At 55.5% G+C, this 15,377-nt stretch carries 9 protein-coding genes; 5 read left to right on the forward strand and 4 right to left on the reverse strand.

Going from position 1 to position 15,377, the window contains the following annotated elements; genetic code table 11:
• Positions 1-114: 114 nt before the first annotated feature.
• From JFL75_RS15480 to metH, 5 genes are all read left to right on the forward strand, one after another.
• Positions 115-1,566, forward strand: coding sequence for a hypothetical protein (locus JFL75_RS15480; protein ID WP_215627581.1), 1,452 nt, complete (start codon positions 115-117; stop codon positions 1,564-1,566).
• A gap of 172 nt (positions 1,567-1,738) precedes the next feature.
• On the forward strand, positions 1,739-3,283 hold the full coding sequence (locus JFL75_RS15485; RefSeq protein WP_215627582.1) for a right-handed parallel beta-helix repeat-containing protein: 1,545 nt from the start codon (positions 1,739-1,741) through the stop codon (positions 3,281-3,283).
• Between the two features lie 132 nt (positions 3,284-3,415).
• Positions 3,416-4,867 (forward strand): hypothetical protein, encoded by a 1,452-nt coding sequence (locus tag JFL75_RS15490; protein WP_215627583.1) that lies wholly within the window; start codon positions 3,416-3,418, stop codon positions 4,865-4,867.
• A gap of 138 nt (positions 4,868-5,005) precedes the next feature.
• Positions 5,006-6,445: an autotransporter outer membrane beta-barrel domain-containing protein gene (locus JFL75_RS15495; protein ID WP_215627584.1), complete on the forward strand. Its 1,440-nt coding sequence runs from the start codon at positions 5,006-5,008 to the stop codon at positions 6,443-6,445.
• Positions 6,446-6,536: 91 nt separating this feature from the next.
• Complete coding sequence (metH, locus tag JFL75_RS15500) at positions 6,537-10,256, forward strand: methionine synthase (protein WP_215627585.1); 3,720 nt, start codon at positions 6,537-6,539, stop codon at positions 10,254-10,256.
• A 4-nt stretch (positions 10,257-10,260) separates the two neighbouring features.
• On the opposite strand, the gene JFL75_RS15505 is transcribed toward metH, so the two are convergent.
• Genes JFL75_RS15505 through JFL75_RS15520 form a run of 4 tightly spaced genes read right to left on the reverse strand, consistent with a single transcriptional unit; the run spans position 10,261 to position 15,376 of the window.
• Complete coding sequence (locus tag JFL75_RS15505; protein ID WP_215627586.1) at positions 10,261-11,232, reverse strand: hypothetical protein; 972 nt, start codon at positions 11,230-11,232, stop codon at positions 10,261-10,263.
• Between the two features lie 21 nt (positions 11,233-11,253).
• Positions 11,254-13,359: a hypothetical protein gene (locus tag JFL75_RS15510; protein WP_215627587.1), complete on the reverse strand. Its 2,106-nt coding sequence runs from the start codon at positions 13,357-13,359 to the stop codon at positions 11,254-11,256.
• Between the two features lie 2 nt (positions 13,360-13,361).
• Positions 13,362-14,411: a DUF2804 domain-containing protein gene (locus tag JFL75_RS15515; RefSeq protein WP_215627588.1), complete on the reverse strand. Its 1,050-nt coding sequence runs from the start codon at positions 14,409-14,411 to the stop codon at positions 13,362-13,364.
• Positions 14,411-15,376 (reverse strand): NAD(P)-dependent oxidoreductase, encoded by a 966-nt coding sequence (locus JFL75_RS15520; protein ID WP_215627589.1) that lies wholly within the window; start codon positions 15,374-15,376, stop codon positions 14,411-14,413. Before JFL75_RS15520 ends, JFL75_RS15515 begins: the two co-directional genes overlap by 1 nt.
• Between the last annotated feature and the right edge of the window lies 1 nt (position 15,377).

The following is a 15,377-nucleotide window of genomic DNA, read 5'->3' on the forward strand; positions in this document are numbered from 1 at the left end:
AAGGGGCCCGGCTTTATACCAGGGAGTTTCAGTGGATAAATTCTTTCTTTTTTAGTAATATTTAAAGATTATTCTTAATATAGTGATATATTAATATTTGAATCGGAGGAAAAAATGAATAAAATAAAACCCATTGCGTATATCGCACTTGTACTTACACTCTCCGCGGGATTTATGGCCTGCAGCCAGGCTCTGGGCCCGGAGGAGGGATCCATTACGCTGCAGCTCCCCGGCAGCGCCGGGGGCAGGGCTTTTACCGAAGCCGAAAAAAACAGTTTTACCTACAGAGTAACATTTACCGGCCCGGGGAACAGGGTTGTCAATATCAGCGCCTCCGCCGGCAAAACAGTGACCGCCGGAGCGCTCGCGGCCGGGCGCTGGACCGTGGAAGTCCGGGCCTTAAATGACGATAACGTGCCCGTGGCATACGGTTCGGATACGGTGACCGTTGCCTCCGGAAACAGCCGTGCGGTGGTTACGATGGGGGAAGTTATTTTCAATATGTCCCAGCTGCTCACCGCCATCGCGGGTGCCGAAGACGGGGATACTCTGGTCATCGGTGATGATATAGAAATTACGGTCCCTGTTGAAATACTAAAACACATCTCCCTTTCATCTACGGGAAACCATAGCCTGTACCGGGGAAGTTCCAATCAGAAGGAGTTTTTTACCGTAAACGGCAAATCTCTTACTCTCTCAGCGGAGGGGCGTAACTCCTTGACTCTGGACGGTAAAAACCAAACCGCCGACAGCCCGCTTATTGTTGTCAACACGGGAGCGGCTTTAATCCTCAGTACCGGAGCGGTTCTTCAGAATAACGTAATCAATACCAGCGGAGGACTGCCCGGCGGCGCGGTTTACAGCAAGGACGGTGATGTAACCGTTTCCGGAGGGGTTATCCGCTACAACAAGGATGTGGTCACCGGCAGCGGCGGCGGAATGTATCTGGTGAGATCGAATTTTACCATGACCGGCGGCGCTGTTTACAGCAATACGGCGGTTGCCGGCGGCGGCGCCGGTAACGGCGGCGGGATTTCCATAGATAACTTAGGCCTTTCCGGACTTGACGCGGCCAGGACCGTGACCATCAGCGGCGGTTCGGTGTACGGCAACACAGCGGGAACCGACGGCGGCGGTATCTATATATTTAACTCCTACCGGGCCGTTGATACGGTGGTATTCAGCGGCGGTTCGGTATACGGCAATATTGCCAAAACCGGCAGCGGCGGCGGGATTAACAGCGTTAATTCCGCTGATTTTACCATGACCGGCGGCGCGGTGTATCAAAACAAGGGGAAAACCGGCGCCGGTGTCAGCTTTTCCGTCGGGAGCCTTGCCATGACCGGGGGCCATATCTGCGGGAATATCCTGATCGGCGGCGGCACCCAGGGCGGCGGTCTGTATATTGATACTTCAACCATCAGCGGACTGGGCGCGAAAAACGCGGAAATAAAGGGAAACTCTCCGCCGAATGTCCATAAAGACGTGAGTGTTTCCGGGTCCCTCGCGGGTATCGCCGTAGGCGGCGAGGGCGGAGAAAACGATATTTGTTCCATGGGCTATTAATGGGTTAACCCCATAGCCCTATCGGTAAAGCCGCCTCAGGGCGGCTTTTTTTACGCTGTACCAGCGACCCTGGTTTCCGGTAGTATATAACCATAATTGTCAGTTTTTTTGATATAACAGATTGATGCTTTAAAACAAAGTGATATATTTCTTAATATACTCTGGAGGAGAAATGAGTACAAAAAAATGCCTTTTTGGTATGGCGGTTTTTGCCATTATAGCCATGGGTTTTACGGCCTGCAGCCAGGTTCTGAGTCCGGAAGAAAGCTCCGTCACGGTGCAGCTGCCCGGTGAATCCGGGGGCCGGGCGTACACTGAAGCGGAAAAAAGCGGTTTTGCATATACGGTAACCCTTACCGGTCCGGGCGGCCGGACGGTCACCGCCGAGGCATCCGCGGGTAAAGCGGTGACCTTCGGCGGCCTCGTGAAAGGGCTTTGGCTGGTTGAAGTCCGGGCTTTGAACGGCGACAAAGAATCCGTGGCGTACGGCTCGGACACGGTGACCGTCACCGCCGGGAACAACCGTGCGCTGGTAAAGATGGGCGAGATTATTTATTCGTTAACCCAATTGAAAGGTGCTATCGACGACGCCAAGGCCGGGGATACTCTGTATATCGGCAGTGATATAGAATTTACCGGGTTTATTGAAATACTGAAAAACCTGACCTTTTCGTCCCTTGGCGATTATACCCTGAGTCGGGGAAGCGCCCACCCAAATGAGCTGTTCCAGATAGGCAGCGAGACCGTGACCTTTAAGGCCGAGGGCACCAATACTCTGACCCTGGACGGCAAAAGCAATCCCAACATCAAGAAACCGCTTATCAGTCTCAACTCAGGAGCGACGCTGGTCCTCGGTAATGGATCTGTTCTTCAGAATAACGAAGTTGTCGTCAGTGATCCTTTGGGGGTATCCGGCGGCGCCGTGTACTGCAAAAACGGGAAAGTCGTTGTTTCCGGCGGGATTATCCGCGACAACATAAACCTGGCGAACAACAAAGAAGGCGGCGGTTTCTATCTGGAAGATTCCGAATTTACCATGACCAGCGGCGCAATTTACGGCAACACAGCGGAGACCGGCGGCGGTCTCCATCTGATAAATTCTGGTTTTACCATGACCGGCGGCGAGATTTACGGCAATACGGCGAACACCACCAGTGCCGGTAGAGGCGGCGGCGTCTATATTAAAAATACCGGTCTTTCGGCGGGTGATCCGGCCAGAATTATAACCATCAGCGGCGGTTCGGTGTACGGCAACCATACCTTCGCCAACGGCGGCGGTTTTTATATTGATAACTCAGGCCGGGCCCAGGATGCTGTGGTGATCAGCGGCGGAGCTATTTACAATAATATTGTCGCCGGCAGCTCCGGCGCGGGCGGGGGTATACGGCTTAATAATTCAGCTAAATTTACTATGTCCGGCGGCGCGGTCTACCGGAACCAGGCCGACGAAGGCGGCGGAATGTATGTAACGAATGTTTCCTCCTTCACTATGACCGGGGGGCATATCTGCAGGAATCTCCTGAGCGGCGGCGGTACAACCGGCGGCGGATTGTACATCGCCAGTTCAACCATAAGTATCCCCAGCCCGAAAAAGGGGGAGATTAAGGAGAACTCTTCGCAGAATGTCCGCCTTGATTATGGTGTTACTGGAGACACTACGGGCATCGCCGTGGGCGGTGAAAACGGGGAGAGCGACATCTGTTCCATGGCCCATTGAGATATTCAAAATAAGGGAATTATGAGCCGCCTCCGGGGCGGCTTTTTTGCGCTATGCCTGATACTTCAGAATTGCTATAATATATGGAAATCCGTTCCGGATGCGGTATTATTTATAATACCTGGAGGAGAAATGAAAACCAGAAAAACCGTTCTTGGCATAATCATTGCTGCGGCTTTTGCCGTTGGCTTTATGGCCTGCAGTCAGGTCATGAGTCCGGAGGAAGGCTCCGTCACGGTGCAGCTTCCCGGAAGCGCCGGCGGCAGAGCCTACACCGAAGCGGAAAAAAGCACTTTTACATATACGGTGACCCTTACCGGCCCGGGCGGCCGGACATCCAAGGCCGAAGCTGCCGCGGGCAGGACGGTGACCATCGGCGGGCTCGCCGCGGGACTCTGGACCGTGGAAGTCCGGGCTTTAAATATTGATATGATTCCTCTGGCGTACGGTTCGGATACGGTGACCGTCACCGCCGGAAACAGCCGGGCGCTGGTAAAGATGGGTGATATTATTTATTCACTATCCCAATTGAAAGGAGCCATCAGCGATGCCAAGTCCGGGGATACCCTGTATATCGGCAATGATATAGAAATTGACGTGCCTCTTGAAATACTGAAAAACCTGACCTTTTCGTCTCTCGGCGACTATACCCTGAGCCGGGGAAGCGCCCACTCAAATGAGCTGTTCCAGATAGGCAGCAATACTGTAACTTTTAAGGCTGAGGGGGCCAACACCCTGACCCTGGACGGTACAAATCCTAACCCCGGCACTCAGAAACCGCTTATAACGGTTAATCCGGCGGGGGTGCTCATCCTCGATAAAGGGTCTGTTCTTCAGAATAACGAAAACAGGGGAAGTATAAACAATGGAGGGGCCGTTTTCTGCAAAGACGGTACAGTCGTTGTTTCCGGGGGGATTATCCGCGATAACAGGGACCTTACGAAGGGAATGGGCGGCGGCCTCTATCTGGTAAATTCCGATTTTACCATGACCGCCGGCGAGATTTACGGCAATACAGCGAGCAACGGCGGTTCCGGCAGCGGCGGCGGTATCTGTATTGAAAATAACACCAGTGCGGGCGCGGTCAGAACCGTAACCGTCAGCGGCGGCTCAATTTACAATAACGAAACATCAGGCGGCGGCGGCGGTCTCTATTATTTAGGCAATTCTGTGGGATCGTCCGAAAACAAGATGATCCTCAGCGGCGGCTTGATTTACGGCAATTTTGCCTCAACCGGCCAAGGCGGCGGCCTCTGTATAGTAAATGCCGATTTTACCATGTCCGGCGGCGCGGTGTACCGGAACGAGGCCCTTTTGGGCGGCGGTGTATTTGCTCAGAACGGTGATATCTTTACCATGGCCGGCGGTCATATCTGCAGTAACGAAGCCCTCGCCGTCAGTTCTGCCGGCGGCGGCCTGTATATTGATAACTTCACAAACGCCATCACCACCGGCGCTAGAAACGCTGAAATAAAACAGAACATATCCGACAATGTGGAGAAATCCGCAACCGGCGGAGACTTCAGCGGCATCGCCATCGGCGGTGTAAACGGTGAGAACGATATCTGTTCCATGCACTATTGATGTATAAAAAAGCAGTTATGTCAAAAGCCGTCCCCCGGGGCGGCTTTTTTTATGTTCAGTCTGAAACCTTAGATTTGCTATAATATTATACGAAAATCTATATTATCTGTGATATAATGGGCTATATCCGGAGGAGAAATGAAAACCAGAAAAGCCATTCTTGGCATAACCATTGCCGCGGTATTTGCCATGGCATCCATGGCCTGCAGCCAGGTCCTGAGTCCGGAAGAAGGTTCCGTCACGGTGCAGCTTCCCGGTGGGTCCGGCGGCAGGGCGTATACCGAAGCGGAAAGGAACGGGTTTACCTATAGGGTGACCCTTACCGGGCCTGGAGGCAGGACGGTAAATGCCGAGGGCTCCGCGGGCAATGCGGTGACCATCGGAGGGCTCGCTGCCGGGCTCTGGACGGTTGAAGTCCGGGCTTTAAATGGCGATAAGACACCCATGGCGTACGGCTCGGATACGGTGTCCGTCACCGCCGGGAATAACCGTGCGGTGGTAAAGATGGGTGATATTATTTATTCGTTATCCCAGCTAAATAGCACTCTCGGTGCCGCAAAGAACGGGGATACCCTGTATATCGGCAGTGATATAGAAATTACCGGACCTGTTGAAATACTCAAAGACATCACCATTTCATCCATCGGCAACCACACCCTGAGACGGAGTGGCACATATATAAATGATCTGTTCCAGATAGGCGGCGGGCCCGTGACCTTTACGGCCGAGGGGAATAATTCCCTGATCCTGGACGGAAAAAGTATAAACGCCAACGCCCCGCTTATTACGGTTACGAACGGAACCCTGGTGCTCGATACCGGAGTGGTTCTTCAGAATAATGATAACACAGGGATTTTAAATACCGGCGGCGCTGTCTACTGCAAGGACGGGAAAGTCGTTGTTTCCGGGGGGATTATCCGCGATAACAGGGCAATGACAACAGTGGGAAATGGCGGCGGATTCTTTCTGGCAAATTCCGATTTTACCATGACCGGCGGCGCGGTGTACGGCAATAAAGCTACCACAGACGGCGGCGGGATTTTTATTGAGAATATACTCATCTCAGCGAGTACTGATGCCAAGATCGTAGCCATCAGCGGCGGCTCGATTTACGGCAACGAATCGTTAAGCAACGGCGGCGGGATTTATTGTGAAGGCAGCAGCGCGATTCCGTCTCTGAATACGGTGATTTTCAGCGGCGGTTCGATTTACGGCAACTCCGCATCCATCCTAGGCGGAGGAATCCTTGTGTGGCACTCTAATGTGATCATCAGCGGCGGCGCCGTGTACGGGAATGAGGCGGCGCTTCAAGGCGGCGGTGTGTATCTTCTCAATGGCGACACCTTTACTATGACCGGCGGCCATATCTGCAGAAACACCGCCCCCGGCGGTGTTTCCCCCGGCGGCGGTCTGTATATTGATACTTTTATAAACGTCATCACCACCGGCGCTAAAAACGCAGAAATAAAGCAGAACATCCCCACCAATGTGGATGCATCCTCAGTTGGAGGAGACTTCAGCGGTATCGCCATCGGCGGTGTAAACGGGGAAAGCGACGTCTGTTCCATGCACTACTGATGTGATAAAAAGCAATTATATCGAAAGCCGTCCCTCCGGGGCGGCTTTTTTACGCTATGCCGGTGCCGATGAATTTGCTACAATATACAGTATGAATATCCGTACCGCCATCGATACTCGTATCCGGGAACGTATCCTCATCCTTGACGGCGCCATGGGCACCATGATCCAGCGCCTCGGCCTCGGGGAGGATGATTTCCGGGGGGCCCTGTTTGCCGGCCATCCGGTGCCGCTCCTGGGGTGCAACGATGCCCTGTGCCTGTCCAGTCCCGGGACCATTGTTTCCATCCACGAAGCGTACCTCAAAGCGGGGGCGGATATTGTCGAAACCTGCTCCTTCAACGCTACCTCGGTTTCCCTGGCGGATTACGGACTGGAAGACAGGGCCTATGATATAAGCAGAGCCGCGGCGGAGCTGGCGAAGGCGGCGGCAGGCCGGTTTTCTGCCGATGGCAAACCCCGGTTCGTCGCCGGGGTGATGGGGCCCACCACCAAAAGCGCGAGTATTTCCCCGGATATGAGCGACCCCGGGAAGCGGGGGATTTATTGGGACGAGCTGGAAGCGGCCTATTACGACAACGCCCGGGGGCTCCTGGACGGCGGGGCCGACCTGCTTATGGTGGAAACGGTTTTCGACACCCTCAACGCCAAGGCCGCGCTGTTCGCGGTTTCCCGGCTCATGGAGGAACGGGGTATCGATATCCCGGTGATGGTGTCCGGCACCGTCGCCGACGCCGCGGGCCGGCTCCTTTCGGGCCAGACCGTGGAAGCCTTCTGCGTCTCGGTGCTTCACGCAAAGCCCGTTTCCCTGGGGCTCAACTGCTCCCTGGGCGCGGAAAAGCTGCACCCCTATCTCCGGGAACTGGCGGCCTGCTCCCCGGTGCCGGTGAGCTGCCACCCCAACGCGGGGATGCCCAACCGGTTAGGGGAATACGATGAAACCCCGGAATCCATGGCCGCTTTTATGGGGCAGTTTATGGCCGAAGGGCTGGTCAATATTGCCGGAGGCTGCTGCGGAACCACCCCGGAGCATATCTCCGCCCTGGCTGAGCAGGCTGAAAAATACCAACCGCGGCCGCCCCGGGAAATGCCCCGGCGGACGGTTTTCGCCGGACTAGAGCCGGTGTATGCGGAGCCCGGCAAGGGGCTCACGGATATCGGGGAGCGGACCAACGTGGCGGGGAGCCGGAAGTTCCTCCGGCTCATCAAGGAAAAAAAATACGAGGAAGCCCTGGAGATTGCCCGGGATATGGTCCGCCGGGGGGCGGCGCTTATCGATGTCTGTATGGACGACGCCCTCCTGGACGGAAAAACCGAGATGGTCCGGTTCCTTAATCTGGCGCTTTCGGACCCCGACATTGCCAGGGTGCCGGTCATGGCGGACAGTTCCCGCTGGGAGGTGCTGGAAGCGGCTCTCAAATGCCTCCAGGGGAAGAGTCTGGTCAATTCCATCAGCCTCAAGGAAGGGGAGGCTGAATTCCTGCGTAAAGCCCGGCTCGCCCGGCGGTACGGCGCCGGCGTGGTGGTGATGCTCTTTGACGAGCAGGGCCAGGCCGCCGAGTACGAACGGAAGATTGCCGTGGCGGGCCGTTCATACCGGATCCTCACCGGAGACGGATTCCCCCCTGAGGATATTGTTTTCGATCCCAATGTACTTTCGGTGGCCACAGGCATACCCGAGCACGACTGCTACGGCCTGGATTTTATCAGAGCCTGCGCGTGGATACGGGAGAACTGTCCCCATGCCCAGATTTCCGGAGGCATTTCGAACTTATCATTCAGCTTCAGGGGGAACGAACAAGTCCGTGAGGCCATGCACAGTGTGTTTCTCAAACACGCCATGGATAACGGCCTGGCCATGGCCATTGTCAATCCGGCTGGCCTCGTTCCATACAGTGACCTCGACCCGGAACTCCGGACGGCGGCGGAAGATGTAGTCCTCTGCCGGGGAACCGATTCAGCGGAAAAACTTCTGGCCCTGGCCCTGAAGATAAAGAATGAAGGGGATACGCAGAAAGGCGCCGGAACACCGCCGGCCGGGGACAGCGAAGCCTGGCGGAACGCGGACCCGGAAGAACGGATTGTGTACGCCATGGTCCGCGGTGCTGATACGTATATCGAAACCGATGTACTGGAACTGCGGCGGAAATTCCCCCGGAGCCTCGATATTGTGGAAGGCCCCCTGATGCGGGGTATGAAGGAAGTGGGAACCCGTTTCGGGGAAGGCCGGATGTTTCTGCCCCAGGTTATCCGCAGCGCCCGGGTGATGAAAAAAGCCGTGGCTGTGCTTGAGCCCTTTATCCAGGAAGAAAAAGCCGCCGGTGACGAAGGCCGGTCCGGCGAGAGCCGGAAAATCATCCTCGCCACGGTTAAGGGGGATGTCCACGATATCGGAAAGAATATTGTCGGCGTGGTTCTGGGCTGCAACGGCTACGATGTGCTCGACCTCGGGGTTATGATCCCTTCGGACGAAATCCTCGACGCCGCCCGGCGGGAAAACGCCTGCGCCATCGGACTTTCCGGGCTGATTACGCCCTCCCTGGACGAAATGGTCCGCACCGCCCGGGCCATGGAGGAGCGGGGCTTTACCATTCCCCTTATTATCGGCGGCGCGACCACGAGCCTTGCCCATACGGCCCTGCGCATCGCCCCGGAGTATTCCGGACCCGTGGTGTACGTCCCTGACGCCAGCCGTTCGGCGGAGGCCATGCACGCCCTCCTGTCGGAAACCGAGCGGCCCCGGTTCCTCGAAGACCTCCGCGGGCAATACGGCAAGGCGGCGGAAAACCATGAAACAATCAGCGGCCGCCGGGAACTGGTAAGCATCACCGAGGCGCGGCGTAACCGGATTCCTCCGGAGACTTCGGGCGCTCCCGAACCGCCGGTAAAAGGAATTACGCAGTTCGACGGGTATCCCATTGAACGGGTGGTCCCGTACATAGACTGGGACGGATTTTTCCGGTTCTGGGATCTGAACAAGCGGAAAAATCCCGGCGCCGCCGGTGAGTTTAACCGGGCCCGGGAGGATGTTCTGGACGACGCGAAACGCCTCCTGGACCAAATCTCCTCGGAGGGACTTCTCCGGCTCACCGGGGTGATCGGGTTTTTTCCGGCCTTTTCCCGGAATGATGATGTGGTGCTTTCGGCGTATACGGAAAACGCTTCCGGCTGCGGTTCCGCCGGGGAAGGGCCCGAACTGGGGCGTTTCTGTTTTCTCAGGAATCAGGAACTGAAGCGCGCCGGTTCCCCGAATCCCTGTCTCGCGGATTTTATCCTGCCCCCGGCGGAAGACCAAAACTCGGTCCCCCGTGACTGGGCCGGCCTTTTTGCCCTCAGCGCCGGATCGGGACTACAGGAGCTGCGGGAACGGTTCCGGCGGGAAAATGACGACTACCAGGCGTTCCTCGCGGCGTCCCTGGCGGACCGGCTGGCGGAGGCTTTTTCCGAGGAGATCCATCTCCGGGTGCGGCGGGAATTCTGGGGATACGCTCCGGACGAGAATCTTTCCCCCGGGGAAATCCTCGCCGGGAAATACCGGGGAATCCGTCCGGGGTTCGGGTATCCCGCCTGCCCCGATCACCATGACAAGGAAACGGTCTTTTCCCTCCTGGAAGCCCGGACCCGCTGCGGCTTTGACCTGACCCCTGCGGCCATGATGGTTCCGGCTTCATCGGTCTGCGGAATGTATTTCGCCGCTCCCGGGGCGTTTTATTTCGGCATCGGCGATATCGGCGAGGACCAGCTCCTTGACTGGGCGCGGAGAAAGGGTATTACCCCCGAAGAAGCAAAGAAACGGCTCGGAAGGATTTAACCGGTTACTGGCTGTTCTGTTCCAGGAATTGTATCCGGCCTTCGTACATGTCCTCCAGGGATTCGGTTTTGAAATCCCGGAGAAAAATATACCCGCAGTTGTCCCATATATTGTAAGTAACAATCGACCCGAAGAGCCAAATATCGTTACCCAGGGTATACTCATCCCGCAGATACCCGTCGAACCCGCTCTGCCAGCACAGCAGGTAATCGTAGTCCCCGGCTTTTATAGGGCTGACATGGGTCGTGATTCCGCTCTGCCGGTAAAAGGCGTTTTCGTACGCGGCTATGGTGCTCTTTTCCTTATCCGTCGCCGGCCTGGGGTAATCGGTCAGAACCGTTTTATACCGCACCCTGAACTGCGGATAGAACGTAAACCCCGGGGCTTCCGACGTAACGTGATCGGCTATTCCTATCAGGTCGGCGCTGATATCCTCCGTGGGATTGAAGCTCAGCCAGTTCGTATTTCCCGTGGGAAACAAAAAAGTACTTTCGAACCAGTAGAATCCGTCGTATTCATAGGGTCTATTGCCGCAGTTGATAATTAAATAGGGGTCCGCGGAGCGGGAAAACGTCAGAACCTTGGCAGGTTTCCCGTCCTGTACCCCGACCACATCACCCCGTTTTACCGACGCCGGATCAACGTTATCCGCCGGTATAAAATCAAATACCATCGCATAATACGTCACGGTTTTCGGTGTATTGTACAGGCTGTATTCCGTGGTAAAACGGTATGTCAGGGCATTGCCGAACAGGGCCTGTGCTTTTTCGGACAGGGGGCTTTCCACGATTTCCGTGCTGAAATTGGAATAGACAAGTCCGTCGGGAGCCGAGATTGTAATTATCGGGAATCCGCTCAGTACATCTTCGGTCTGCTCCGCCGCGTCCGGGACTTCCTGCTGTCCGGCGGATTTTCCGCCGTTTGTCGCGCAGGAGAAAACCGATAAAACCGCTGCCAGCAATACTATAGCCTTCATACTGCCTCCATAAGAGAATAATTAGAAATCCGGTTCTTCTTCCTTATTACCGGCTTCCTTGCGTTCCCGCTGTTTAAGGGCGTGCTTGAAGATCGTTTCCGTATCCAGCTTGGTGTCGACCCCGAACAGAGGCATGACACCGTCGCCGTCAACGCTGCGGAACAGCCAGCCCGTCTGTTCGCCGTAGGCCCAGCTGTTTTCATCATTCATGATATGGTCCAGTACCACCGCAGCGGACAGAGTAAAGAAGACCAGGGCGGCGTTGTTTTTCTGTTTCGGGTTTTTGCTTCCCAGCACCGCGTCTATCCGTGTGGAAACCGGATTGGGAACCTGGAAGTTATAGGGTTCCCAGGGATTGTCGATGGCGTCGCAGTGGGCGTTGTTTTCCGCGCCCCCCCGCCGGTTGCCCTGTTCAATGCCCGCGGCCACGGCGGTAAGGTACCGCCGGAGTTTCCGTACCTCCGGGTACACCGCCTTGACGTCCTTTTTCTGCATGGGCGGCGGAAAACTCGATTCAAAACGGTAGTAGGGCAGAAAGTACAGGCGTTTTATCCAGTGGAGTTCGTTGAGAATACGCCGGGCGTAGGTGGATGTCCGGGATTCCGACGCGCTGTCCAGGATGCGGCAGTACTCCGTAAGCCGGGGGAGGTACTCCTTTTCGAATCCAAGTTCTATAAAGGTGTGCCAGTTGGTCATGATGTTGGTGATGATATTGTCGATCCGTTCGGGATTGCCGTCGGGGCCGGCGGTGGTCCCGAATGAAACGTATCTGAGCCCGTAGAACAGTTCCTCCAGAATCCGCATGAGTACTACAATCTGCTGGAGCGGATCGGTGGGCGAAATAAGCTCATATCCTTTCTTGAAATTGAATACGTCGTGGAAATACGGATAGAAATCCGGGTAGGTAGCCATCCGCTCCCATCCGGCCCTGGGAAACAGTATCTCCAGGGTATTCTCGCCCCGGTTAACGGCTTTGTTTTCCGCCTCCAGCGCTTTTTTAAGCTCCCGTTCCTCGGAGGTCAGTCCGTCGGCATCCTTTTCATCGCCGGAATTTTTGTCTTCGCTTTTTTCCTCCTCGGCATCTTCCACCGGAACGGCTACGGAAGAAGGGGAGATATGCTTCGATTCGTTTACCCCGAGGAACACGGCAAAGCGGTTTTTCCGGACGGTAAAAAAATTATCATAAGGAATAAACTGGTCCGACAGCAGTTTGAGGAGCAGCGGGTACATGAGGTACTTGATGTCCCGCTGGATAACCACGTAGGAACTGAGGGCGTTGCGGATCAGATCCTGGTACTTCGCCTTTGCTTCGGTGGGGTTTTCAAGATACAGCACCTTGTAAAGAAGCTTATAGGATTCCCTGATGTGGGTTTCGGGATCGAGTTTTTCCAGCACATATATGGGTTTGTAGATAGCCCTGAGGATATCCGCAAAATCGCCGATTTTGGCGTTCCGGGGTTTCGCCTGTATCTTGGCGAGGTCGCTGGCAATGCGTTCTATGTTCCAGTAGCGGATAGTATCAAGGATGGAATACGCGAAGGGCGAGGCCTTCCTGAGCCGTTCATTCCGCTGGAGATTGTTTCGGGGGAACATGGTCCGGGTGGCGGTTACCAGCAGTTCGATCCGTTTATAGTAGTCGTTCATCCGGCGGTTTACGAAGTCCGGATTTACGTAATCGGGAATATCCCCGAATATGGAGATGACGGAATAAAAAACCTGTCCGGCATTCTTTATTTCGAATTCCGGCTGGGCGGCATAGCGGTCCATTTTTACCCGTTCGCGGTAACTCAGTTTAAGGGGAATTGAAGGATCGTCCCCGGGATCAGTGATAATTCTGGATGACCGCCGCCGTATGCCGTCGGGATCATCCCCGTCAGGGGCAAGTTCCACCCGGCGCTTGGGCTGTTTGTTCCGTCCCGAGGACTTGCCCCCCACCACCACATCAACGGTTTCATTGCGGACCCTGGAGCGGCCTTTGGCTTCATTTTCTTGGTCCCGTTCCCAGCCGACTTCTCCGCCGAGAACTTCGGCCATGCGCCGGGCTTCGTCCGGATTCAGATCCCCCAGTTTCCGGCGTACCCGGTCAAGTTCACCGGGGGCGTAAATTGCTTTCGTTTTTTTTGCCATGGTTATACCCGTAGATAAAGTTTTTCTCCCAGACCCCAGAGATTACGTACCTGTATTTCTTTCCCATCGGAATTCACCAGTACTCCGTTGTAATACCCAAGGGGCGTATGGTACTCCGACCGCGTTACGATCGAACTGAAGGCTGTCCTCATTGGTTCTTTCGGGGAAAAAGTCAGATCCACCATGCCTTCCACATCCTGGATCACCCAGTCGGAGTCAACCCCCCGGGGCATGGTTATACGTACCGGCGGCAGAGGGGTAAGCTTTTCCTCCAGCCACAGGGCGTTCTCATTATTCTGAAAGGTTTCGCGGGCCTGGTTTTCCGCAATGCTGAAACCGTACCGCCGGTTCTCCGGGTCAAATCCGAAGGCGGTGCACCATTTTGCCTGCATCCTGTACGGATAATACCCTTTATAATCGCTGAAAACTCCCAGTGTCCGGTCCGGGTTAAAGGAAATATGCCGGCCGCCGTATACCATATCCCCCCGGACCGCGCCGAATCCTTTGTACACATACATAGGCCGCCGGTCCGCAAAAAGCAGGCTCGCCACCAGGGGGGTGGTTTTTTCCCGGGCCAGATCAAATTCCAGGTGGGCCGTAAAGGACGGCCGCTTCCGGGTGGACTCAATATCGAGGTCCACCTTGACCATATCCGCGTCGAGCCAATCATGGATTCTGAAAAAGAAACCGTAGGATTTGCTTGATATGGAGGAGTTTGAAAGCTCCCGGGGCAGCCGCCAGCCGCCGAAGGGTATGATTTTCCTGAACCGGAGGTGTTCCCTGGTCAGTTTATCGTACAGAAAAACCTGGGCCAGCCGGTAGTACTTTATATTCGACAGTATGGCTTCAAGGTAAAAGTCTTCATCCTGAATAATAAAGGACTGCCATTCTTTGATGCGCAGATCCTTCATCCATTTCGGGATCGGCCACGCATAGGGATGGTGGACGCTGAGAAGGTCCACGTCATCGAATGCCTGATCCCAGGTCCCCTGCAGGGGAATCCCGTGTTCAACGGGGCTTGGCTTGGGATGCTGCAGTTCCCTTTGGTACATTACACCCTGCCGGCGGCATACAGAAGGTAAATAGCCTGAGTTCCCAGATCTCCGCCGTTCCGGGCTTCTCCGGAGAACGACGCGGGGGTCATAGCCTTGGTACTGTCCAGTTCCGCCGCCGCACGGGCCGCCTGTTCAAGGGCGCCGCGGTCCATGGCCGCCAGGGTTTGGTACAGCTGCTCGGCTTTTTCGAGTCCCGGCAGTTTAAGGCCTAGTTCCCGGGCGGAATCCAGGGCTATTCCCATATCCTTTATAAAGTGTTTTACGTAGAATCCGGGGTTTACGTTCCCGTCAAGCATCCGGGGCACCAGATTTGAAAGGGTCCAGCTGCCGGCCGCGCCGCTCTCGATGCTTTTCAGCATGGTCCGGGGATTGAGGCCCGCCTTGAGTCCGTAGCAGAGCGCTTCCGCGACGGCCATCATGGTGGAAGCAATCACAATCTGATTGCTCATCTTGCAGTGCTGTCCCGATCCCGGGCCGCCCTGGAAAACAATGTTTTTTCCCATTCGCTGAAAAACCGGGAGTATTTTATTGAAGGAATCCTCATCTCCCCCAACCATTATTGACAGGGCAGCGTTTTTCGCCCCGGTATCGCCCCCGGAAACCGGGGCGTCGAGACTGTAAAGTCCCTTTTCCCGGGCTTTTTCCGCAATTTTTCCCGCCAGAGCCGGGCTGGAGGTGGTCATGTCAATAAGAACCGCCCCTTTTTTCGCGCTGTCTACAATTCCTCCGGGAGCAAGGTATACTTCCTCCACATCCCTGGGATATCCTACGATGCTGATTACAATGTCCGCACCGGACGCCGCCTGCCCCGGGGTATCCGCCCATTGGGCCTCTTGCCGGATCAGGTCTTCGGCTTTTGCCTTTGTTCTGTTGTATACCGTCAGGGAATAGCCGCCTTCAAGAAGATGGCCGGCCATACTTTTTCCCATGACACCGGTTCCGATAAACGCAATCTTTTCCATG

Source organism: Breznakiella homolactica (assembly GCF_016616095.2).
GTDB classification, from domain to species: Bacteria; Spirochaetota; Spirochaetia; order Treponematales; family Breznakiellaceae; genus Breznakiella; species Breznakiella homolactica.